Below are 24,228 nucleotides of genomic sequence, written 5' to 3' on the forward strand. Positions count from 1 at the left end.
ACAATATTAATGGTTGCAAAAGAGATATAAAGTGGTATAATTAAATTTATAATATAGTATTAAAAACTATATATAAAATGTAATTTTTAAAATACATAATTGTAGGAGGACGAAATGTATCAATTTTTTTTAAAGGGTAGAGACCCAATAAGTAGTTTAACTCATTTTATAGGGGCTTGTTTATCTCTTATAGCTACTATAATTTTAATTTTTCAATCTATATCTTTACAACAAACTTCTTTTTTGATGATAGTGTCTGTGTCTGTATTTGGATTATCATTAATTGCTCTTTATAGTGCAAGCTCATATTATCATTTTTTAAAAGGTACACCAGAACAAGAATTATTTTTCAGAAAAGTAGACCACGCAATGATTTATGTATTGATTGCTGGTTCATATACACCAATATGCTTATATTTTATGCAAAAAGAAGAGGGAATAATATTTACTACAGCAATATGGATAGTTGCATTTATTGGTATAGTAATAAAAATATTTTGGATGGATGCACCTAGATGGTTGTCTACAAGTCTATATTTACTTATGGGGTGGGCAATTGTCTTTGATATAAATGCATTTAATTCAATTCCTAAGGATTGTCTTAACTTATTAATAATGGAAGGTGTATCTTACTCTATAGGTGCAGTTATTTACATTATTAAGAAGCCAAACATAAGTCCTGAATTTGGATTTCATGAGATATTTCATATTTTTATTATGTTAGGTTCTTTATTCCACTTTTTAGCTGTTTTATTGTATGTTTTATAGTTTAAGAATCCAGTTAATTGATACTAAAATTTCTACAATGAAGAAAATAAAAAGAACTGTCTTATATAGAATCTATCTTCTACTATAAGACAGTTCCTTATTATAAATACAATTATATTTATAATAACCTGTTTATAAAAATAGCATATTCAAAATGTCTATTCCATAATTCCTTTAATGTATTTCTCATTTACGACATATAGTTTGAATTTATGTACTATAATTATATCCTCTAAATTCTCTGACACACTAACAATTCTAACACATTTATTTCTAATTTCTACAGGCAAATCTAAATCATTTGTTAAATTTACATAGTCATCATATTTATACATAAAATCATCCCTTTACATTAAGATATACTTATTATACTATATTTTAATAAGTTTTTTTAAATTATTACAATTTTTCCCGAAATTTCATTTTTTATACACAAAACTTCCAAATTAAGTAAAGATTAAATATCTAACTGTACAAATAAAAAATCATATAAAATATTTTATTTAAATTTTTAAATAACTATTGCCAATTTTTGAAAAGTATATTATTATTAATATTAATAAAAAAACTGTAAATTTAGAATATTAATAAAAAATATTTGGGAGGAAATTATCATGGTGAGATTAAATGTAGAAAAATTAAATATAAAATTAAATCATCACCATCATCATAGATTAAAGGGATTGTAATATGAAATTGATTCATAGACACAAGCCCTGTTTTTAGTGTAATTGGTCTTGTATCTATGATGGGAAGTAATTTTAAAAGAAAATTATAGCCATATAGGTATAAAGCCTATATGGCTTTTTTATTGTTTTAAATTTGCAAATGTAAGAGTAATTTTAATGAAAAGGGTGAGAGTATGAAATTTTTAAGAATTGAAGATGAGGTTATTTATTCTAAAAAAAGATACAAATTAAAAAGAGAAATAGACAGGCTTTTCTTAGATGAAGAATATTTTCAAATAGAACCACAATTATTTGAAGAATATGATGAATTTACAAATATAAATAGTAAAATCCCAAAAGAATCTATGGTAAAGGTTGTAAATGGAAGAGTAATGGTGTTAAGAGCTGATATAACTACAAGTATAATAAAAAGCCTCATACCAAGATGGGAAGAGGGTTTAAAACTTAAACTTTTTTATAATTCATCTATATATAAAAATAAGAATACAGTTGGAATAAAAGAGATAAGACAGATAGGTTGTGAGTATTTAGGAGAATCTTCTGTAGAAGCAGATAGAGAAGTGGTAAAATTGGCCCTTAAGATACTTGAAAAGTACAACAATAATTTCATTTTGGAAGTTGGGAGTAGTAAATATATTAATGGATTATTAGAGGAATTAAAATTGAATAAGAATTGTGAAAATCAAATTAAAAACTTATTATATACCAAAAATAACCATGAATTAAAAGTATATATTGAAGATTTAAAAATTAAAAATGATGTAAAAGAATTATTATCAAATATCTTAAGTTTTCAAGGTAATCTATATAATGTTATTGAAAAGGCGCAAAAATTCTATTGTAATGATAAGATGAAACAAGCACTTGAAGAGTTAAAACAAATAAACGATTTAATTGAGGAATGTAATTTTTTAGATAAAGCTAGATTTGATTTATCAATGATTACAATGCTTGACTATTATGAAGGAGTTATGTTTAGAGGATACTATCCAGACTCATATAAAGAAATTCTAAGCGGTGGAAGATATGATTCTCTAACTAAAGAGTATGGAAAAGAAATTCCAGCTATTGGATTTACATTAAGTGTTGATGAGCTAATGAAGTATGTATATAAGTAAGATTGAAAAGGAGGTATTATTTTGGATTATTTAACTATAGCACTAGCAAAAGGAAGAATAGAAGGGGAATCATTTAAAAAATTTAAAAAAATGGGCTTGGGAGACAGTATAGATACTGATACAAGAAAGTTAATTTTTAAAGATGAAAAAAATAAAATCATATATATACATGTAAAACCATCAGATGTGGTTACCTATGTTGAAAAAGGAGTTGCTGACCTTGGTATAGCAGGGAAAGATACTATTTTAGAAAATGAAACAGATGTATATGAAATATATGATTTAGGTTTTGGAAAGTGTAAATTTGCAGTAGCAGGATTAAAGGGAGATAGCATATATAGAAAAGATGAATATTTAAAAGTGGCAACAAAGTACCCAAATATAGCAAAAAAATACTTTAAAGAAAAAGGTCAAAAAATTGAAATAATAAAACTAAATGGTTCTGTTGAACTAGCTCCAATAGTAGGCTTATCAGATGTAATTGTTGATATAGTTGAGACAGGTAATACACTTAAAGCAAATGGACTTGAAATATTAGAAGATATATGCGATATAAGCGCTAGGATTATATCAAATAGAGCTAGTTATAGATTTAAGTATGAACAAATTCAAAATATAATTCGTTTGTTTAAGGAAATTGATAACTAAAATATAATTAAAATTGACAAGGAGAGGTTTAGATTGAGAGAAAAAGAAAGTATAAGAGAACTAAAGGGATACGAACCAAATCATGTAAATTGTAAGGTAAAGCTTGATGCAAATGAAGGAAATAAAAAGTTGTTCAAGTATCTTGTTAAAGAGCTTGGAGATAGCGATATAGATTTAAATTTATATCCTGAAGACTCTTATAGCGATTTAAAAGAGTCTATAATAAATTATATAGATATTTCTGGAGTAAGTAAGAAAAACCTTTTAGTAGGAAATGGTTCAAGTGAAATAATTGATTTGATAATACATACTTTTGTAGATAAAGATGAAACAATATTAAGTTTTTCTCCAAGTTTTAGCATGTACTCTATATACAGTCAGATAAATGGTTCAAAGTTTATAGGTGTTGAGAGTGATGAAAATTTAGTTATAAATATAGATGATGTAATTGAAACAGTAAAAGAAAACAATCCAAAGATAGTAATTGTTTGTAATCCTAATAATCCAACAGGGGCAATACTTAAAAGAGAAGACATAATAAAACTTTTAAACTCAACTAACAGTTTAGTAGTTTTAGATGAAGCATATATGGATTTTGGGGAAGAAAGCATGTTAGAGAATGTTTTTGAGTATGAAAACTTAATCGTTCTTAGAACTCTATCAAAGGCATTTGGATTAGCTGGGATAAGAACTGGATATATGCTATCTAATAGTAGTTTGATAAACTCTGTTGAGAAGGTAAGACCTCCATATAACTTAAATTCATTGTCCGATTTCATTGCTACAAGAGCATTGAAAAATAAAGAAGTAGTTAAGTCTTATATAGATGAAGTAAAAAAAGAAAGAGAAAAATTGTATAAAGAAATAATTGATATGGGTATCAAAGCGTATGAGTCACAAGCAAACTTTATATTATTTTACTCTGAGATAGAAAATTTATCACAAAAGCTGATTGATAGAGGAGTACTAATAAGAAAGTTTAGTGGAAAACTAGAAAATTATTATAGAGTTACAATTGGTGATAAAGAAGAAAATATTATGTTTGCAAATGCTATAAAAGATATTTTTCAAAAGGAGAATTAGGTATGAGAGTTTGGAAGATAGAAAGAAATACACTTGAAACACAGATTTTAGTAGAACTAAACATTGATGGTACTGGAAAAGTTGAGGTAGATACTGGAATTGGATTTTTAGACCATATGCTTACTTTAATGGCGTTTCATGGTAAGTTTGATTTAAAGATTATTTGTAAAGGAGATATATATGTAGATGACCATCATAGTGTGGAGGACATAGGTATAGCTGTAGGAGAGGCATTTAAAAATGCTTTAGGGGATAAAAAAGGAATAAGAAGATATTCTACTATCTACATACCTATGGATGAATCTTTATCCATGGTGTCTATTGATATAAGCAACAGACCATATCTTGTATTTAATGCAAAGTTTGATACTCAAACGATTGGTAGTATGAGTACTCAATGTTTTAAAGAATTTTTTAGAGCTTTTGTAAATGAATCTAGAGTAACTTTACATATTAATCTTTTGTATGGAGAAAATGACCATCACAAAATAGAAAGTATTTTTAAAGCATTTGCAAGAGCATTGAAAGAAGGTAGCGAAGTAATTTCCAATGAAATAGCATCTTCAAAGGGGGTCTTATAAAATGAATATAATAGTAGATTATGGTCTAGGAAATATAGATTCTGTATCTAGAGGTTTTAAGAAGGCTGGAATAGAAACTAAAATTTCTAACAATTTAAATGAAATAAAGGAGGCAAATTCACTAATACTTCCAGGTGTTGGAGCTTTTAGAGATTCTATAAATGCTTTAAATAAGCTAGATTTGGTGCCAATAATAAAAGAACATGTGTCAAAGGGAAAGTTTTTAATAGGCATATGTTTAGGCATGCAATTACTTTATGAAAAAAGCTATGAATATGGAGAATATGAAGGGTTAGGTCTTATAGAAGGTAGCATTGATAAACTGGATATAAGTTTAAAAGTTCCACATATGGGATGGAATAATCTAAAATTTAATAAGAAAAATGATGATATTCTTAAATATATTAAAGAAGATGACTATGTATACTTTGTTCATTCATATTATGCAAATTCATCAAATGAAGAACTTGTTGCGTTTTCAGAGTATGAGAAGAAGATTCCAGCAATAGTTAGAAAAGATAATGTATATGGTATACAATTTCATCCGGAAAAAAGTGGAGAAGTAGGTTTAAATATATTAAGAGCATATGGGGAGATGATAAAATGATAATATTTCCAGCAATAGATATAAAGGATAACAAGTGTGTAAGATTAACTCAAGGTGATTTTGACAAAGTAAATGTATATTATGATAATCCATTAGAAGTAGCATATAAATGGAAAAATGAAGGTGCAGAATATATACATATAGTAGATTTAAATGGAGCTAGAAGTGAATTTGGTGTAAATACAAAAACAATTGAAAATATAGCAAACAATATAAAAATACCTATTCAAGTAGGTGGAGGGGTTAGAGATAAGGAGAAAGTTCAAAGTTTAATAAAAGCAGGTGTTACTAGAGTGATACTTGGGAGTATCGCAATTGAAAATATGGAGTTAGTTGAAGAGTTGGTTAATGAATATCAAGAAAAAATTGTTGTTTCAATTGATGCTAAAAATGGAAAGGTAGCGGTTAGAGGTTGGGAAGTTGTAAGCAATGTAGATTCTCTGACTTTATGTAAACAACTTGAAAAAATAGGAGTAAAGACGATTGTTTATACAGACATATCAAAAGATGGTATGCTTCAAGGTCCAAACTTTGATATATATGAAAAAATATCAAAAGAGACATCTTTAAATGTTATTGCTTCTGGGGGAGTGACTTCTATTGAAGATATTAAAAAACTTAAAGATATGAACTTATATGGAGCAATAATAGGTAAAGCACTTTATGATAAGAAGATAGACTTTAAGGAGGCTCAACAACTATGCTTACTAGAAGAATAATACCATGTTTAGATGTACGAAATGGAAGAGTTGTAAAAGGGAAAAAATTTACAGATATAGTGGATGTTGACAGTCCAGAAGTCCTTGGAAAATTTTATAGCGACTGTGGCGCAGATGAACTTGTATTTTATGATATAACTGCATCAAATGAAGAAAGAAAGACATCTTTGGAATTTGTATCTAAAGTTGCAGAAAATATAAATATTCCATTTTGTGTAGGTGGAGGAGTAAATAAATTAGAAGACTTTACTAATATTTTAAGAAAAGGTGCAGATAAAGTTTCTATAAATTCATCAGCAGTAAAAAATCCTGAATTAATAAGAGAAGCCTCACTAAGGTTTGGTGCACAATGTGTAGTTTTATCAATAGATGCAAAAAAAAATGAAGCGGGTTCATGGAGTGTATATGTAAAAGGCGGTAGAGAGAAAACAGATTTAGATGCAATTGAATGGGCAGTCAAAGGTGTTGAACTTGGAGCTGGAGAGATTGTTGTAAATAGTATGGATGAAGATGGAATGAAAAATGGATATGATATAGAGTTACTGTCAAAAATAACATCTTTAGTAAATGTACCTGTTATAGCATCTGGAGGGGCTGGGAAAATGGAAGATTTCTATGAAGCAGTCAAAGAATCTAATGTAGATGGAATCTTAGCAGCATCTGTTTTTCATTTTGGAGAGATAAAAATAAAGGATTTGAAAAAGTATTTAAAAGAAATGGGTGTAGAAGTAAGATTATAAATTAAATATCTATAAGGAGATTGGAAAAATGAATGATAAATGTAATAATGTATGCAGTGAAAAATTTGAAGAATTTATAAAAAATGTAAAATTTGATGATAAAGGATTAGTTCCTGCTATTGTTCAGGATGTAATAAGTAAAGATGTATTGATGTTAGCATATATGAATGAGGAGTCTATAAAGAAAACTTTAAAAGACAAAATAGCTTGTTACTTTAGCAGAAGTAGACAAGAATTATGGGTTAAAGGTGAGACATCTGGAAATATTCAAAAAGTGGTCAAGATTTCTTATGATTGTGATGTAGATACAATATTACTTTTAGTTGAACAAACAGGTGTAGCTTGCCATACAGGTAATTACTCTTGTTTCTATAGAGATTTATTTGATGATACTGATAAAATTGACTTTGAAGTACAAAAAAATACATTAAAAGAATTATATGATTTAATAAATGAAAGAAAAAACAATCCCATTGAGGGGTCTTATACTAACTATCTATTTGACAAAGGTTTGGATAAAATTCTTAAAAAAGTTGGAGAAGAAAGTAGTGAAGTAATTATAGCCTCAAAAAATGAAGATAAAAGTGAACTTATTTATGAGATTAGTGATTTAGTATATCATACATTGGTTTTAATGATAGAAAAGGGTGTTGAAATTGATGAAATAAAAAAAGAATTAGTTAAAAGAAGAAAATAGAATAAAAATAGATTGATAGAAAATAAGAAAGTATACCGTTTTTTAAAAAAAATGGTATACTTTCTTATTTTCTGTTTTATATTGTAGAGGAAAATCACAGGTTTCTTACTTAAGTTTATTATGTATACAATTTATCAATAAAACGATTATAATACATTATTTATTTTAGAAAAACTATGATTATATAATTAATATTTAAGAAAAATAATTTTAAATTAATTTTCATATTGAATAATATGGTCTGAAAAAGGATATGTTTTAAGATGAAATAGATATAAATTTTAACAAAAAGTAAACGTTTTCAAAACTAATATTTTATTTTTTACTAAAAAATAAAATATTAGTTTTGATTTATGGTTTAATTTGGGTTATAATAAATTGTTAAATTATTTATTACTATAAAACAAGCTATAAAATAAATAAAAGTGATACTATTTAGTCAAAAACATTAAGAATAAAATACAAATTACAAAAATATAATAAAATGTTTTTGAAAAACAGTGAAAATTTATTGCAAAAGGTTTAAATTAACTTTTACTTGTGGATAGAATCTATTTTAATAGATAAATAGATATTGAAATGTAAAACAATTTAACTGTTATGAAGAATGTATCATCATATTGGGATTTTTAATTTTTATAATTTTTTTAAAAAATTTTAATTTTACTTAAAAATTAAAATTTACAAAAGTTTAGCATATGTTATTTTATCTTAATAAATAATAAAAACTATTTTTCTATAATATTGGCATAGTAGATGCTTATATAACTATGAAATTAAAATTAAATAGGATGAAGTAGGAGGAAAAAAATGGGAAATAGTGAGCTAAAAAAGACTCTTGGTGTATCTGCAGCATTATCAACTGTTGTAGGTTCAGTAATAGGAGCAGGTGTATTTTTTAAACCGCAAGCAGTTTATACATTAACTGGAGGAGCTCCAGGACTCGGTATATTGGCATGGTTAATAGCAGGAATCATAACTATAACAGCTGGTCTTACAGCTGCAGAGGTATCAGTTGCAATACCAAAAACTGGTGGAATGATGGTATATATAAAAGAGATTTATGGAGATAAATTGGGATTTTTAACTGGATGGATGCAAATTGTATTATTTTATCCTGGGATGATGGCAGCATTAGGTGTCATATTTGGAGAGCAAGCATCAGCTTTAATTGGTAATTCATCATTATTACTTCCAATAGCAATTGGAATTATAGTGATAGTTGCAGGGCTGAATATGTTGGGTTCAAAAACTGGGGGAGCTATACAAACAATTTCTACAATATGTAAATTAATACCACTTATATTAATAATGATTGTTGGATTTATTAAAGGCGGTGGAGATAATCCAATACTTAGTCCTATGGTTGGTGAAGGATTAAGTCTAGGAAGTGTAATAGGTCAAGTTTTAATTGCTATATTATTTGCATTTGATGGATGGATGAATGTTGGTACTTTGGCTGGAGAAATGAAAAATCCAGGAAAAGACCTTCCAAAAGCTATAATAGGTGGATTATCAGTGGTTATGGCTGTTTACTTTGTAATAAACTTAGCATATCTTTGGGTATTACCAGCTAGTGAGCTAGCTAATTACGCTTCACCAGCATCAGCAGTTGCTGAGGTTATATTTGGTTCAATAGGTGGAAAAATAATATCTGTAGGTATATTAATTTCAGTATTTGGAGCATTAAATGGATTCTTATTAACTGGTTCAAGAGTGGCCTATACTTTAGCAACAGATAAAACTTTGCCTAAATATAAAGTATTTTCTAAATTAAATTCTGCTCAAGTTCCAGCAAATTCTATAGTATTAGTATCTGTTCTTGCAGCTATCTATGCTTTATCAGGTCAATTTAATTTATTAACTGATTTAGCAGTATTTGCTACTTGGATATTCTATGTATTGACATTTATAGGGGTAATGAAGCTTAGAAAAACTCACCCAGATATACCAAGAGAATACAAAGTACCACTATATCCAATTGTTCCAATAATAGCTATAGTGAGTGGTATATTTGTCGTAGTTAATCAATTATGCTTCGCGGGTATGAAAACTACTATGATATCTGTTGGAGGTCTTATAATAACAGCTATAGGCTTGCCAGTGTATGCTTATATGACTAAGAAAACAAAAAATGAGTCTAACTAGTTTATAAATACTTTATGATTATATAAAAAATAAAATCTCAATCTATAACGTAGATAGATTGGGATTTTATTTTTTTATTTTTAGCTTTTATAATTACACCTCTAAAAAATCACCTGTCTTAAAATACTCTATTTTGTCTCCAAGTAATTTTTTCATGTAATCAAATGCAACTAATCCTGTACAATGGAATGTATATATTTTCTGAAAACCAATTGTGTTAAGTTCCTTTATGACATCATCTATGTATTCTGTAGAACAGTTAAGTCCACCTTGTTTTGATAAATTATCCATATGAAATCCTCCAATAATAAACTTAATTGATTTATCTGGAAAGTATTTTTTAACAGTATGAGCGATATTTACAATTCCACTATGACTACAACTACTTATTATTGATACATAGTCTCCATCCACATATACTAAGAATAATTCGTGTTTAAAATCATCTTCAATAAACATATTGTCCTTAAATTTTAACAGATTTTTATCTCTACAAAAGAAATCTTTATTATTGTTTTTATCAGAGAAGATATAAAGATTTTCACTAAGTTTGTAAAAATCATCTATCCAAATAAAGTTTTTATTAAAATCTTCAAATAAGCCCTTTCTATTTCCTATATAGTAGTTTTCTTGCTGATTTTCGTTATGGTAGAAATATTCATATAATTTAGCTTGAGATTTTATATAAACGTTAATATCTTTATTAATTTCAAAAAATTTATCTATACCGCCAATATGGTCGGAATGATTATGAGATATTACAAGTGCATCTAAATTTAATAAATCAACATTTAAATTTTTAGCATTTTCTATAAAATTTCCACTTTTTCCTGTATCTAATATATATCTTTTATCATTAATTTCTAAAAATAAAGATAAACCATGTTCAGATTTTAAGTTTTTGGAGCCAGAAATATTTTCAATTAAAGAAATTACCTTCATAAACAATACCTCCCAATAATATTTTTAGAATTTTTATACAACTAATACTTATATTGTAACAAATTATTATGTTGTAATGTAAAAAGTTTCCTATAAAGTATAACACTTTGTAGACAAGTTTATAAATTTTTATTTAATAACAAAAACAAATGTATATGAATATATAAAATATAAGGTCAAAACAAGAAATAATATTATTTTCTTAATATATTTCTTATTTTAAATTTCTATTTTATAGAAAAAAAATTATAAATTTTAAAAATTAGAAACGACATTTTAACTAGTATTAATTGTAAAAAACACTATATAATACTCAATTTTCAACATTCTATACAATTATACAGAAATTATACAGCATAATAATCAGCAAAATAACAAATTTTAAAAATTAAGTAAAACTTTTTGTCGAAGTTCAACGTCTATATATATGTAGTGTAGATTCTGATTCTAAAATACTACAAAAATATAAATGTAAAAATATAGTAATATTGGAGGTCGAACGATGAGAAATAAAAAGAAAAAAATAAATAGAAAGAGATTGTATTTGCTTTTAAGTGCTATAGTAGTCTGTTTAGCATTTATAATAATTGGCATACGAGTTAGTTATATGAACATGAAAGAAGATGAAATTAGTAGAAATGCTAAACTATCAAGTTCTACTATTACAGATATAATATCTAATACATCAGCAGAAGTTAGTAAAGGGCCTAGTAAAAGTTCTGGAAAAGTAGCATACATAACTATAGATGATGGTCCATCTAAATTTACTGACCAAATGATAAAAACTTTAAATAAGTATAATGTTAAAGCAACTTTTTTTATGATAGATGGAAATATGAAGGAATATCCACAGCAAGTTAAAAATATAATTAAAAATGGGAACACAGCAGGTTTTCATAGTGTATCTCATGATATTCATAAACTTTATGTTACTAGTACATCAGCAAAAGATGAATTTGATACGAATGATCAGACTCTTTATAGTATAACTGGTAAACATTCAAAAGTAATAAGAATTCCTTATGGAAGTAAACCATATACTCCACAAGCTTCATATCAAGCCTTAGTTGATGCAGGGTATAAAATTTGGGATTGGGATTTAGATACTGAAGACTGGAAATCTAATTCTGCACAAATTGTACAGAATGTAAAAGCTCATATTAAGAATAGAAAAGGTGAAGATAAGGATCAACTTGTAGTTTTAATGCATGAGAAAAAACAAAGTGCAGAAGCTTTAGATTCAATTTTAAAATTTTTATCAGATGAAGGCTATGAATTTGCAGCAGTAGAGCAAAATCAGATACCAAAAAATTATTGGTTACGTAATTTGGAATAGTAAAAATAAAAAATGTTGATTAAGAGTTTTAAAAATTGAAAATAAAAAATGAGTGAGGTGTAAGTGTTTTGAATAAAAAACTTTGTGTAGGAATGGTCGGAGTACTATCTTTAATGATGGTTGGTTGTAATAAAAGTTTAGCTAAAGTGAATGATGTAGAAATCACAAAGGCGCAATATGAAAAAACAAAGGCAGTATTATCTGCTACTAACAGTTATATAAATGGTCAATCTTTAGATGAAATGGAAAAAAGTTTAGATAAAAAAGGTAGAAATAAATTAGAAAATGTTATAATATCGTTTATGGTGGATAATGAACTTTTATATCAAGAGGCTAAGGATAAAGGATTAACTCCAAGTAAAGGTGAGATAGACTCAAAATATCAAGAACTAGAAAATGAAATGAATTTGAATACAAGCTATAAAGAAAAAATGGACAAAGCAGGTGTAGATAAGGAATATTTAAAGCAAGAAATATCTAGAGATTTAGCCATAGACAAAAGTAAAAAAGCCTTTGAAAATAAAATAAATATAAGTGATGCTGAGATGGAATCTTATTATGTAAATCATAAAAAAGATTTTAACGTAGAAGAAGTAAGTGCTTCTCAAATATTGATATCAACTTTAGACAAAAATAAAAAAGAAGTAAGTAAGGATAAAAAAGAAGCTTTAAAAAAAGAGGCAGAGAATATATTGACTAAAATCAAAAATGGAGAAAGTTTTGAAGCATTGGCTAAAAAATATTCAGATGACAAAGCGACTGGAAAAAATGGAGGTCAGCTAGGATATTTTTCAAAGAATGATAAAAATGCTGAATTTACAAAAAAAGTATTCAAATTAAAGAAAAATGAGGTTTCAGGTGTTTTTGAAACTAGTTATGGATATCATATAGTCAAAGTTACTGATAAAAGAGAAAGACAAAAAAGTCTTAATGAGTGTCAGAGTTTAGTAAGAGAATCTATTTTAAACGAAAAATATATTGAGCACATAAAAAAATTGAATGAAAGTGCAAAAGTAGAGAGATAGAATCTATAAAAACTCAATCCTAGCCTGTAGCCGGAGGGAGATTTTACAGGAATGTTTAAGAGTTTAAAGAGAAGGAAAGTTGAGAGATACATTATCGATAATAAAGACTCTTTTTATAGAATTGCATATAGTTATACAAAAAATGAAGAGGACGCATTAGATGTGGTTCAAGAAGCCATGTATAAGGCTCTATATTCAGTAGAAAACCTTAAAGAAGTAAATTATATAAAAACATGGTTTTATAAAATTCTAGTTAGAACGAGTATAGATTTTATTAGAAAAAACCGCAAATATAATAATATGACAGATATCACTCTTATAGATGAGACAGGAGAATGTGATAAGTATACTGATTTAGACTTAAAAAAAGCATTAGAAGAATTACCTATTGAATATAAATCTATTATAATATTGAGATTTTTTGAGGATTTAAAGATTGAAGAAGTAGCAATAATATTGGATGAAAATGTGAATACTGTTAAAACTAGGTTATACACTGCTTTAAAAAAATTAAAATTAAAAATTGAAGAGTAGGGATAAAAAGAATGACGAACAAGGAAAGGTTAGATAAGTTAAGAGATGAGTATCATAAAATTCCAATACCAAAGAAACTAGATACTATAATAAATCATAAAAAAATAAAAGATATATATTGCGAACAAAATAAAAAGATAAATAAATGGAGATTTAAAGTCATTATGGCTTCAGCCTGTATGTTTATAGTATTAGTAAATATTAGCCCTGTATTTGCAGATAACTTTTCTAAATTACCTATAATTGGAGGATTAGTAAAAGTAGTAACTATAAAAAATTATAGTTTAAAAAACGAAAACTATGAAGCTAAAATTGATATTCCTAAAATACAAGGTTTAAAAGATAAAAATTTAGAGAAGAGATTAAATAATAGTTTTATGGAAGATGGAAAGAGGCTTTATGATGAATTTCAAAATAGAATGGAAAAAATAGAATTATCAAAAAATAAGGAACATAAGTATTTAAGCTTAAGTTATAGTGTTAAAAATAATTCTAAAGATTTTCTATCAATAGAAATGACAAAAAATGAGATAGAAGCATCATCATATGTGAGCAAAATACATTATAATGTTGATAAAAAAAGACAAATAGTTTTAACTTTACCTATGCTTTTTAAGGATGATAAATATATAAAAGTTATTAGTAATAATATAAAAGAACAAATGCGAAATCAAATGAAAAATGACAGCACAAAATCATATTTTATAGATCAGGGGAAAGATTCTCCTGTTAAAGATTTTAAAATAATAAATAAATATCAAGATTTCTATTTTAATAAAAATGAAGACCTTGTAATTTGTTTTGACCAATTTGAAGTAGCACCTGGTTATATGGGTTCAGTAGAATTTGTAATTCCATATAAAGTAATAAAAAATTTGTAAATAGAATAGTAATTTATATATAAATATATTAAGGAGGTTAATATGAATACATATAAAAAACTTAAAAAATCTATATTTAAAATTGCTGTGATTTCAGTGTGTCTACTTGTAGCATTAGTAAATGTAAATCCTATATTTGCAGGAAGTTCTTCTGATAGAGTTATAAAAAATAATCCGATAAAAGTGATAAATGCTAAAAATTATAGTTTGAAACAAGATAATTATGAAGTCAATATCAAAATTCCTAAGATAGAAGGTTTAAAAGATAAAGATTTAGAGAATAAATTAAACAATGAATTTATGGAAAATGGGAAAAAACTTTATAGTGAATTTCAAAATAAAATGAAAAAAGAAAACAATAAAGGTCATAGATACTTAAATGTAAGTTATAGTGTAAAAAATAATTCTAAGGGCTTTTTATCTATAGAAGTTAAAAAAGAAGAGATAGAAGCTTCCTCATATGTAACTAAAACACATTATACTATTGATAAAAATAGAGAAATACTATTAAACTTACCAATATTTTTTAAAGATAGTAGATATATGGATGCTATAAGTGATAATATAAAAGGACAGATGAAAAATCAAATTAAGAAAGACAATACAAAATCATATTTTATAGACCAAGAAAAAGATTCCCCAGTAAAAAATTTTAAGTCTATAAATAAGTATCAAGATTTCTATTTTAATAAAGATGGAAACCTTGTAATTAGTTTTGATGAATATGAAGTAGCTCCTGGGTATATGGGGCCAGTTGAGTTTGTAATACCAGACAAAGTAATAAAAAACTTAAAGTAGACATATAGAAGATTTTTAAATAGACTAGTAAGGAGAAATATATGAATATATATGAACAAGCGATAAAGTTAATAGAAAATAATGAGGACTTTGCATTTGCTACAATAACTTCTCACTCAGGTTCAACACCACGTGAAACTGGAGCAATGATGATTGTAAAAAGTGATGGCTCTATATTTGGTTCTGTAGGTGGGGGAAGTGTAGAAGCAACATGCATAAAACATTCAATTAATGTTATAAAAAGTAGAGAGTCAATGTTGTATAAATTTACTCTAAATAAAACTGATATAGCAAAGCTTGGAATGATATGTGGTGGTACTGGAGAAATACAGATAGATTTTATTGATAGTAATTTGAAGAGCAATTTAGAAAGATTTAATAAAAACTTAAAAGAAAATATAAGTAAAGCATATATATTTGGTGCAGGTCATATTTCAAAAGATGTAGCAGTAATATTATCACTTCTAGAGTTTAGAACAATAGTAATAGATGATAGAGAGGAATTTGCTAATTCTGAAAGATTTCCACACTCAGAAGTGGTAGTTTTAGATTCTTTTGAAAATATACCAGATTTTCCAATTGATGAGAATAGCTATATAATTATTTTAACGAGAGGTCATCTATATGATTCAAGTTCATTGGAATGGGCTCTTAAAACGAATCCTTGCTATATAGGTATGATTGGAAGTAGAACAAAAATTGGATTGACATACGAAAAACTTATGAAAAAGGGGTTCAGTAAGCAAGAACTAAATAAAGTACATGCTCCAATAGGAATAAAACTAGATGCTCAAACACCAGCAGAAATAGCTGTGTGTATAGCAGCTGAACTTATAAATTGTAGAGCAAATAAGGAAAAAAGAAATTAATGAAAATGATGAGCAAAGGTTATCAGATTTTAAATATTAATTTTAAAAATAAAGAAATAGAAGCAGTATTACTGTATAAAAATAGAAAAAATATTTGCATAAAAATAGACTCATTTGGCAAAGTAGTTGTAATAAGTCCACCTAAAGTTTCTAAAAAAACAATAGAAGAAATAATAATTAAAAAAGGAGACTGGATACTTAAAAAATCTGGTGAGTATAAAGACAGAGAGGAAGCATACAAGCAAAGAACATTTATGACAGGTGACAAATTTCTTTATCTTGGTGAAGAATATTGCTTAGTTGTAAATAAAACTTTGGATGATTGTGCGAAAAAAAGTAAGTGTAAAATAAATCTTGAAGAATATAAAATAATTGTTAAAACAAATGACCTAAGTAAAGATTTTATCAAAAAATCTTTACAGTGTTGGTACAAAAATGAAAGTCGAAGAATTGTTTCAGAAAGAATCGATTTTCTTAAGTCGAATTGTGATATAATGAAGCAACTAACACCAGTTAATGTAAAAGTAAAAGAACAAAAAAGTAGATGGGGGAGTTGTACATCTCAAAAAAATATTTATATAAATTCAAAAATATCTATGGCGAGATTAGATGTAATTGACTATATAATAGTACATGAGTTTAGTCATTTATTACATATGAATCACTCAAAAAAATTTTATGATTTGGTAAAAAATATTATGCCAGAGTATAAAGATAAAGAAAATTGGCTTAAAAAAAATGGATATAAGATAATAATATGAAAACGATTATTTCAAATTTTCATTTAAAATATAAAAAAGTGATTATTGTGAAGAAAAAAAATAATCTGAAAATTTTCAAAAAGTCGTTGACATTCCAAAAGATAGAGAATATAATCTATATTAACAGCAAAACAAAGTTAAAAAAATTAGATAAATAAAAGCAATGACAGAGACAACAATACTAATAGAGTTATCTACAGAGAACCAATGTTGCTGAGAATTGGTGTTAACAGTAGTATAATGATCACTCTGGAGCTTTTGTACTGAATATATTTTAGTAAGTACAAACGTCTGCCAACGTTATATGGCTAAGGTTAAGGTAATCAATTACCCGACCTGAAAAAAGAGTGGTAGATATATTTTTTATATCTACAAATAAGGTGGTACCGCGGAATTTAACTTTCGTCCTTATAAGTAATATTTATATTGCTTATAAAGATGAAAGTTTTTTTATTTTGAGCGATATAAAAGATTAATCCATATAAAATTAATGAAAATAATAATAAAAAATAAGGAGGAGTTTTTTATGGAAAATACTGTATATGCTAAATTAAACCAAGGAATAGATTCTTTTTTAAGAGTGGCGATGACACTTAGAAGAAGAGAAGTTGATATACAATCAATAAGTATGACTGTAGATAATATGAATAATTCAGGTATAAAATTGATAGTAAATGAAGAAAAGACATCTCTAGATAGTGTCTTAAATCACATGAAGAAACTACATGATATAAGAGAAATAACTGTTGAACAAGTAAGACACTAATTAAATATGACTTATAAAAATTAAAAACTAGTATGAAGAAACTAATGTTTAAATAAAAACTAAAGAAAAATATTAGATGAGAAAAATTTTAGATTAAAAATACGATTATTATTGAAATTATAAACCTATTACAAATTCTAAAAACTGAAAATTATAAATATTAAGATTATTAAAACTATAAATGTTGAGATTCTGAAGATTAAAATTCTATAAATTAGAAAATAAAGTTTGTTAAGTAGCATAGAATCAATGATAATGAGTATAAATTTCTAATAAAAATAAATATCACAAAATAATTGAGAGAAAATATTGGGAGGAAGTAAAGATGGCAAAGATGTATTATGAAAATGATGTAAATTTAGAGGTTTTAAAAAATAAAAAGGTTGCAGTTTTAGGATATGGAAGTCAAGGTCATGCACATGCACAAAATCTTAGAGATAATGGTGTGGATGTAGTGATAGGACTTTATGATGGAAGTAAGTCAGCGCAAAAAGCAAAGGAAGATGGATTTGAAGTAAAAAGTGTAGCAGAGGCTACGAGAGAAAGTGATTTAACAATGTTGTTAATGCCTGATGAAAAGCAAAAGAAAGTTTATGAAGAAAGCGTTAGAGATAATTTAAAAGAAGGTCAAACATTAGCATTTGCACATGGATTCAATATACACTATAATCAAGTACAACCACCAGAATTTGTTGATGTTGTAATGGTAGCTCCTAAAGGACCTGGTCACTTAGTTAGAAATGTATTTACTAAAGGAAGTGGAGTTCCAGCATTGTTTGCAGTATATCAAGATTACACTAAAAAAGCCACAGAGACAGTTTTGGCATATGCAAAAGGAATAGGAGCTACAAGAGCAGGTGTTTTAGAAACTACTTTTAAAGAAGAAACAGAAACTGACTTATTTGGAGAGCAATCAGTACTTTGTGGTGGTATAAGTGAACTTATAAAATTAGGATATAAGACACTTGTAGATGCAGGGTATCAAAAGGAAGTAGCATATTTTGAATGTCTACATGAAATGAAACTAATAGTTGACCTTATATATGAAGGTGGATTTGAAAGAATGAGATACAGCATAAGCGATACAGCAGAATATGGAGATTATGTATCTGGTAAAAGAGTAATAACTGATGCAGCAAAACAAGGTATGCAAGATGTATTAGAAGATATACAAAATGGAAAATTTGCTAAGGCATGGATTAAAGAAAATGAAGAAGGGCGTGAAAACTTCCTAAAAACTAGAGAAGCAGAATATGCTACAGAAATAGCTGAAGTTGGTAGAAATTTAAGAAGTATGATGTCATTCTTGAAATAAATATATTAAATGGATTAGTTTGAGGGAAAGAGTGGTGCATAGTAGTGCGTATGAACGGAGCAAAGGTAATTTTAGAATGTTTAAAGAAAGAGGGAGTTGACACAATATTTGGATATCCTGGTGGAGCAGTAATACCTCTTTATGATGCTCTATATGATTATACAGATTATTTTAAACATATAAGGACTTCACATGAACAAGGTTTGGTTCATGCAGCAGATGGATATGCAAGAAGCACTAATACAGTGGGGGTTTGTTTTACAACATCTGGACCAGGAGCAACGAATGCTATAACTGGTATAGCAACAGCCTTTATGGATTCTTCTCCTATGGTTGTAATTTCAGGTCAAGTTCCAACTAGTTTATTGGGGAAAGATTCTTTTCAAGAAATTGATATAACTGGAGCAACCTTATCTATGACAAAGCACAATTATCTAGTTAGAAATACTAAAGAGTTAGTACCTACAATAAAAGAAGCTTTTAAAGTTGCAAACTCAGGTAGAAAAGGACCTGTACTTGTGGATGTTCCAAAGGATTTGTTTTTAGCAGAAATGGATTTTAATGATGAGGACTATGGTTTATGTCAAATAGATGAGTATATGGATTATAAGGATGATTTTGACTTAGATGATGAAAACAACTTTAAACTTTTAAAAGATGCAGTGGAGATGATAAAAGAGTCTAAAAAACCTATAATCTATGCTGGTGGAGGTGTTAAATCATCCAATAGTGAAGAAGTTCTTGTAAAATTTGCAACTAAGATAGATACACCTATATTAAATACACTTATGGGACTTGGAAATATAGATAGAAAAAATGAATTATCTCTTGGAATGGTTGGAATGCATGGAAGTAGAGAAAGTAACTTAGCACTTTCTAATTCAGATTTAGTGATAGCGATAGGTGCAAGATTTAGTGATAGAGTAATAAGTAAAAGTTCTGAATTTGCTAAAAATGCAAAAGTAATACACATAGATATAGACCCATCTGAAATAAGTAAAAATATAAAGTCCAATATATCTTTAGTTGGAGATGTAAAGATGGTTCTTAGTCTACTACTAGAAAGAGTTGAAGGTAAGGACAATAGCAATTGGAAAGAGGAAATAAAGACCTTTAGAAAAGGTGAGGGTGTAGAGGAAAAAGAGTTTCATCCACAGAATATACTTAGAAAAATAAACGAAAAATACGAGCAATTGGCAAATCCAACTGTAGTTGTTACTGATGTTGGCCAGCACCAAATGTGGTCTGCAAAGTATTGGGATTTTAAAGGAAATAAAAGTTTTATAACATCAGCAGGTCTAGGAACTATGGGATTTGGTCTAGGAGCAGCTATTGGAACTAAAGTTGGTAATTTAGATAAAAATGTAGTTTTAGTTACTGGTGATGGAAGCTTTAGAATGAATTGTAATGAGTTAGCTACAGTTGCAAATTATAATGTACCTATGCTTATTTTATTGCTTAATAATAGAACTCTAGGAATGGTAAGACAATGGCAGAAATTATTTTCTAATCAAAGATACTCTCAAACTGATATTAATGAAAATGTAGACTATGTTAAGCTTGTAAATGCTTATAATATAGATGGATATAAAGCATGTGATATGGAAGGATTAGAAAGAATTTTGGATGCAATAGATTTTAATAAACCTGTGTTTTTACAATGTGATATAGATAAAGACTATGATGTTTATCCTATTGTAGCTCCTAATGATGCATTAGAAAATTTGATATGTAACTAAAAATTGATACTGAATATTGATAAAGTTTTTTATTAAACTTTTATTGATATTCAGTTTTTTATTTTACAATAATCTCAAGTATAGATTAATATTTTTTAGTTTTATAATAATTTAATTCATGTATGATAAATTATTGATTAAATATTAATGATGGAATTTAGAATAATAATGTAACTTAAGTAAATAATAATTCTGAATAATAATTTACGGAGGTATTTATATGTTTAAGCATGATAAAGCTTTATTAAAAGAAGTAAAAGTAGAAAGACCAAACCCTCAATATGCCGTTTTGATGCAAGAACAGTTAGGTGGTGGAAATGGAGAATTAAAAGCAGCAATGCAATATTTAGCTCAAAGCTTTAGAATAAAAGACCCTCAAATAAAAGATTTATTTCTTGATATAGCAGCAGAAGAACTTAGTCATATGGAAATGGTAGGTCAAACTATAAATTTATTAAATGGGCATGATGTTGATTACAAAGCAGTTGATACAGGGGAAATCGAAACTCATGTCTTAACTGGATTATCACCAGTATTAATAAATTCATCAGGAGCTCCATGGACTGCTGATTATGTTACAGTTACAGGTGATTTAGTAGCTGATTTACTTTCAAATATAGCTTCTGAACAAAGAGCAAAGGTAGTTTATGAGCATCTATATAGACAAATTGATGATAAATATGTAAAAGAAACAATTGATTTTTTACTTAATAGAGAAGAAGCACATAATGCTTTATTTAGAGATGCTTTAAACAAGGTTAAAGATACAGGTTCAAACAAGGATTTTGGAGTTACAGAAGATTCTAAGTTATACTTCGATTTATCAACTCCAGGACCAAATCATGATACTAAGATAGATATCAATCCTCCTTCTTTTGAAAAACCTTTAAAGAAATAGCTTGATATTTCTTGTTTTGTTTTAGTAGGTATTTTAAAAATTATTTGCCTAGAGGAATTAAGTAGATAAAAACTTAAATATATACAGTTAAAAATGGGTATATGCTTATTATAAGTGTATATCTATTTTTTTATTGCAAAACATATAACAAAATAATAAATGAGGTGGTATTATGGCAACGAATAAAAAACCTAATAATTTAATAAATGAGAAATCTCCATATCTTCTGCAACATGCATATAATCCCATAAATTGGCATAGTTGGAACGACGAAACTTTTAAAAAGGCAAAGGAAGAAGATAAACCGATATTTTTAAGTATTGGATATTCAACTTGCCACTGGTGTCATGTTATGGAAAATGAATCTTTTGAAGATGAAGAAGTTGCTGAAATAATGAACAAAAACTTTATAGCAATAAAAGTAGACAAGGAAGAAAGACCAGATATAGATAGTGTGTATATGACAGTTTGTCAAGCAATGACAGGTAGTGGTGGATGGCCAATGACTATAATAATGACTCCTGATAAAAAACCTTTTTTTGCAGGAACTTATTTTCCAAAATACTCAAGATATAATAGACCAGGTGTTATAGATTTATTGGAAAATGTATCTGACAAATGGAATACAAATAAGGATATGCTTATAAAATCTGGAAATGAAATAGTAGAGGCTCTTAAAGATGATTTTGGAGTGAAAAATACAGATGGTGATTTATCAAAAGATATGTTGAGTTCATCAGTTAGAATATTTAAAACTATTTATGATGATAAATATGGTGGTTTTGGTAATGCACCTAAGTTTCCAAGTCCTCAAAATCTTATGTTTTTGATGAAATACTATAGTATAGAAAAAGATGAAGATGTATTAAAAATGGTGGAAAAAACTTTAGATGGAATGTACAGAGGAGGTCTATTTGACCATATTGGATTTGGTTTTTCAAGATATTCCACTGATAAAAAATGGTTAGCACCTCATTTTGAAAAGATGCTATATGACAATGCTATGCTTACAGTTGCATATTTAGATGCATACAAGATAACCAAGAAAGAGTTATATAAAGAAATTGCTATAAAAACTATAGATTATGTAATTAGAGAGATGCAAGATAAAGAAGGTGGATTTTATTCAGCACAAGATGCAGATAGTGAGGGCGAGGAAGGTAAATTTTATACATTTAATCCACTTGAAATAATTGATATATTAGGTGAAGAAGATGGAAAATTCTTTAATGACTATTTTGATATAACTAGTAGTGGAAATTTTGAGGGGAAAAGTATTCCTAATCTCATAGAAAATAAAGAATATGATAAGTATAATGAAAGAATAGCTAATTTGAGTAAAAAGGTATTTGAATATAGGAGAGAAAGAACTTCTTTGCATAAAGATGATAAAATTCTGACATCATGGAATGCATTGATGGTAGTAGCTTTAGCAAAGGCTTATAAAACTCTAAAAATGGATAGATATTTAGAGTATTCAAATAAGTGTATTGATTTTATAAATAGTAATCTTGTGAATAAAGCAGGTAGATTATTAGCTAGATATAGAGATGGTAGTGCTGATTATTTAGCATATTTGGATGATTATGCATTTTTAATATGGGCATATATAGAACTTTATGAATCAACATTTGATATAAAGTATTTAGAAGAGGCATTAAAATTAAATGAAAGTTGTATTGAGCTTTTTTGGGACTATGAAAAAAGTGGATTTTACCTATATGGTAAAGATAGTGAAAATTTAATAGCAAGACCAAAAGACTTGTATGATGGAGCTATTCCATCAGGTAATTCTGTACAATTATATAATCTTATAAGACTTGCAAAAACTACTGGTGACAATAAACTTGAAGAATTGTCATACAAGCAATTAAAGCTTTATTCAGATAGTGTAAAAAATTCACCAACAGGATATAGTTTTTATATGCTTTCATTAATGTATGAACTTTATCCTACAAAAGAAATCATATGTATTTTAAAGGAAAACTCTGATTTAATTGGTTTTAAGACTTTAGTAAGTGAAAATTTTTTACCAAATTCAACTTTTTTAGTAAAAAAATACAATGAAGAAAATACTAAGATAGATTTTTTAAATAATTATAGATTAAAAAACGACAAAACTACTTATTATGTATGTCAAAATAATAGTTGTAGTCAACCATTTAATGATTTACAAAAGCTAAATGATATAATTTTTATGAGAGACTAATTATAATGTTGAAAGAACTCAGTATTGATATTTGATACTGAGTTCTTTTTGCAATAGTTATTCACCTAGTTACATTTTACTGTTCTCCTTTCTTTTTAGGGATATTTACATAGTTCTTATTATTAGGCAAAATAAATCATGGTATTCGCACTCCATTTCTTGATTTTATTTGGTTCTCCATATATAATATATGCTGATATATTATAACGAAAGAACCATTTGAATATGGAATATATGTCTTGCCCCTAAGTGGCGATAAAATGGGGCATTTCTGAAAGATGGTGCAAAATATACTGGAATTTTCAAAAATTGATTATATGTGGCTAATACTAAAAGACTCTAAAAAGTCGTATAGTA

At 27.2% G+C, this 24,228-nt stretch carries 24 protein-coding genes and 1 other annotated feature; of the genes, 22 read left to right on the plus strand and 2 right to left on the minus strand.

Features of this window, described 5'->3' with window-relative positions:
• Positions 1–114 precede the first annotated feature (114 nt).
• A complete protein-coding gene (gene trhA, locus IC218_RS02510; RefSeq protein WP_227482350.1) occupies positions 115–768 on the plus strand; it encodes a PAQR family membrane homeostasis protein TrhA in 654 nt (217 codons plus the stop codon).
• A gap of 158 nt (positions 769–926) precedes the next feature.
• On the opposite strand, the gene IC218_RS02515 is transcribed toward trhA, so the two are convergent.
• Positions 927–1,103 (minus strand): hypothetical protein, encoded by a 177-nt coding sequence (locus IC218_RS02515; RefSeq protein ID WP_003420092.1) that lies wholly within the window; start codon positions 1,101–1,103, stop codon positions 927–929.
• Positions 1,104–1,630: 527 nt separating this feature from the next.
• Here IC218_RS02515 and IC218_RS02520 point away from each other — a divergent pair.
• The 9 genes from IC218_RS02520 to IC218_RS02560 all read left to right on the plus strand — a co-directional run bounded on the left by IC218_RS02520 (position 1,631) and on the right by IC218_RS02560 (position 9,798).
• Positions 1,631–2,575, plus strand: coding sequence for an ATP phosphoribosyltransferase regulatory subunit (locus tag IC218_RS02520; RefSeq protein WP_227432936.1), 945 nt, complete (start codon positions 1,631–1,633; stop codon positions 2,573–2,575).
• A 21-nt stretch (positions 2,576–2,596) separates the two neighbouring features.
• Positions 2,597–3,223 (plus strand): ATP phosphoribosyltransferase, encoded by a 627-nt coding sequence (gene hisG / locus IC218_RS02525; protein WP_227432938.1) that lies wholly within the window; start codon positions 2,597–2,599, stop codon positions 3,221–3,223.
• A gap of 33 nt (positions 3,224–3,256) precedes the next feature.
• On the plus strand, positions 3,257–4,306 hold the full coding sequence (gene hisC / locus IC218_RS02530; protein WP_227432939.1) for a histidinol-phosphate transaminase: 1,050 nt from the start codon (positions 3,257–3,259) through the stop codon (positions 4,304–4,306).
• A gap of 2 nt (positions 4,307–4,308) precedes the next feature.
• On the plus strand, positions 4,309–4,887 hold the full coding sequence (gene hisB / locus IC218_RS02535) for an imidazoleglycerol-phosphate dehydratase HisB (protein WP_227432940.1): 579 nt from the start codon (positions 4,309–4,311) through the stop codon (positions 4,885–4,887).
• Between the two features lies 1 nt (position 4,888).
• Complete coding sequence (gene hisH, locus IC218_RS02540) at positions 4,889–5,494, plus strand: imidazole glycerol phosphate synthase subunit HisH (protein ID WP_227823747.1); 606 nt, start codon at positions 4,889–4,891, stop codon at positions 5,492–5,494.
• Positions 5,491–6,213 (plus strand): 1-(5-phosphoribosyl)-5-[(5-phosphoribosylamino)methylideneamino]imidazole-4-carboxamide isomerase, encoded by a 723-nt coding sequence (gene hisA, locus IC218_RS02545; RefSeq protein WP_227823748.1) that lies wholly within the window; start codon positions 5,491–5,493, stop codon positions 6,211–6,213. The genes hisH and hisA overlap by 4 nt, the downstream gene beginning before the upstream one ends.
• Positions 6,195–6,953: an imidazole glycerol phosphate synthase subunit HisF gene (gene hisF / locus IC218_RS02550; RefSeq protein ID WP_227823749.1), complete on the plus strand. Its 759-nt coding sequence runs from the start codon at positions 6,195–6,197 to the stop codon at positions 6,951–6,953. The genes hisA and hisF overlap by 19 nt, the downstream gene beginning before the upstream one ends.
• A gap of 28 nt (positions 6,954–6,981) precedes the next feature.
• Positions 6,982–7,650: a bifunctional phosphoribosyl-AMP cyclohydrolase/phosphoribosyl-ATP diphosphatase HisIE gene (gene hisIE, locus IC218_RS02555; protein ID WP_227823750.1), complete on the plus strand. Its 669-nt coding sequence runs from the start codon at positions 6,982–6,984 to the stop codon at positions 7,648–7,650.
• A gap of 810 nt (positions 7,651–8,460) precedes the next feature.
• Complete coding sequence (locus IC218_RS02560) at positions 8,461–9,798, plus strand: APC family permease (protein WP_227432948.1); 1,338 nt, start codon at positions 8,461–8,463, stop codon at positions 9,796–9,798.
• 93 nt (positions 9,799–9,891) lie between these two features.
• Here the strand turns inward: IC218_RS02560 and IC218_RS02565 are convergent, their stop codons facing one another.
• On the minus strand, positions 9,892–10,740 hold the full coding sequence (locus IC218_RS02565) for an MBL fold metallo-hydrolase (RefSeq protein WP_227823751.1): 849 nt from the start codon (positions 10,738–10,740) through the stop codon (positions 9,892–9,894).
• A gap of 502 nt (positions 10,741–11,242) precedes the next feature.
• On the opposite strand from IC218_RS02565, the gene IC218_RS02570 reads away from it, so the two are divergent.
• The 12 genes from IC218_RS02570 (at position 11,243) to IC218_RS02625 (ending at position 23,871) form a co-directional block, all read left to right on the plus strand.
• Positions 11,243–12,076 (plus strand): polysaccharide deacetylase family protein, encoded by an 834-nt coding sequence (locus tag IC218_RS02570; protein WP_227432951.1) that lies wholly within the window; start codon positions 11,243–11,245, stop codon positions 12,074–12,076.
• A gap of 68 nt (positions 12,077–12,144) precedes the next feature.
• Positions 12,145–13,101 (plus strand): peptidylprolyl isomerase, encoded by a 957-nt coding sequence (locus IC218_RS02575; protein ID WP_227823752.1) that lies wholly within the window; start codon positions 12,145–12,147, stop codon positions 13,099–13,101.
• Between the two features lie 51 nt (positions 13,102–13,152).
• Positions 13,153–13,635 carry a sigma-70 family RNA polymerase sigma factor gene (locus IC218_RS02580; RefSeq protein WP_227432953.1) on the plus strand — a complete coding sequence of 161 codons (483 nt, stop codon included), beginning with the start codon at positions 13,153–13,155 and terminating at the stop codon, positions 13,633–13,635.
• Positions 13,636–13,646: 11 nt separating this feature from the next.
• Positions 13,647–14,516, plus strand: a complete 870-nt coding sequence (locus IC218_RS02585; protein WP_227823753.1) for a DUF3298 and DUF4163 domain-containing protein — start codon at positions 13,647–13,649, stop codon at positions 14,514–14,516.
• A gap of 42 nt (positions 14,517–14,558) precedes the next feature.
• Entirely contained in the window at positions 14,559–15,314 is a 756-nt protein-coding gene (locus IC218_RS02590) for a DUF3298 and DUF4163 domain-containing protein (protein WP_227432957.1), read from the plus strand.
• A gap of 41 nt (positions 15,315–15,355) precedes the next feature.
• Positions 15,356–16,183 (plus strand): XdhC family protein, encoded by an 828-nt coding sequence (locus tag IC218_RS02595; protein ID WP_227823754.1) that lies wholly within the window; start codon positions 15,356–15,358, stop codon positions 16,181–16,183.
• Positions 16,183–16,944: a M48 family metallopeptidase gene (locus IC218_RS02600; protein WP_227823755.1), complete on the plus strand. Its 762-nt coding sequence runs from the start codon at positions 16,183–16,185 to the stop codon at positions 16,942–16,944. The genes IC218_RS02595 and IC218_RS02600 overlap by 1 nt, the downstream gene beginning before the upstream one ends.
• Before the next feature lie 154 nt (positions 16,945–17,098).
• Positions 17,099–17,357: a binding site (T-box leader), on the plus strand.
• Between the two features lie 113 nt (positions 17,358–17,470).
• Positions 17,471–17,710 carry an ACT domain-containing protein gene (locus IC218_RS02605; protein ID WP_227432962.1) on the plus strand — a complete coding sequence of 80 codons (240 nt, stop codon included), beginning with the start codon at positions 17,471–17,473 and terminating at the stop codon, positions 17,708–17,710.
• 295 nt (positions 17,711–18,005) lie between these two features.
• Positions 18,006–19,025, plus strand: a complete 1,020-nt coding sequence (ilvC, locus tag IC218_RS02610) for a ketol-acid reductoisomerase (protein ID WP_255606542.1) — start codon at positions 18,006–18,008, stop codon at positions 19,023–19,025.
• A gap of 50 nt (positions 19,026–19,075) precedes the next feature.
• Positions 19,076–20,764, plus strand: a complete 1,689-nt coding sequence (gene ilvB, locus IC218_RS02615; RefSeq protein ID WP_227824256.1) for a biosynthetic-type acetolactate synthase large subunit — start codon at positions 19,076–19,078, stop codon at positions 20,762–20,764.
• Positions 20,765–20,984: 220 nt separating this feature from the next.
• Positions 20,985–21,662 (plus strand): manganese catalase family protein, encoded by a 678-nt coding sequence (locus IC218_RS02620; RefSeq protein WP_227432965.1) that lies wholly within the window; start codon positions 20,985–20,987, stop codon positions 21,660–21,662.
• Between the two features lie 172 nt (positions 21,663–21,834).
• Entirely contained in the window at positions 21,835–23,871 is a 2,037-nt protein-coding gene (locus tag IC218_RS02625; protein ID WP_227823756.1) for a thioredoxin domain-containing protein, read from the plus strand.
• Positions 23,872–24,228: the final 357 nt, after the last annotated feature.

The sequence above is a fragment of the Clostridioides sp. ES-S-0005-03 genome, assembly GCF_020658455.1.
Classification (GTDB): domain Bacteria; phylum Bacillota; class Clostridia; order Peptostreptococcales; family Peptostreptococcaceae; genus Clostridioides.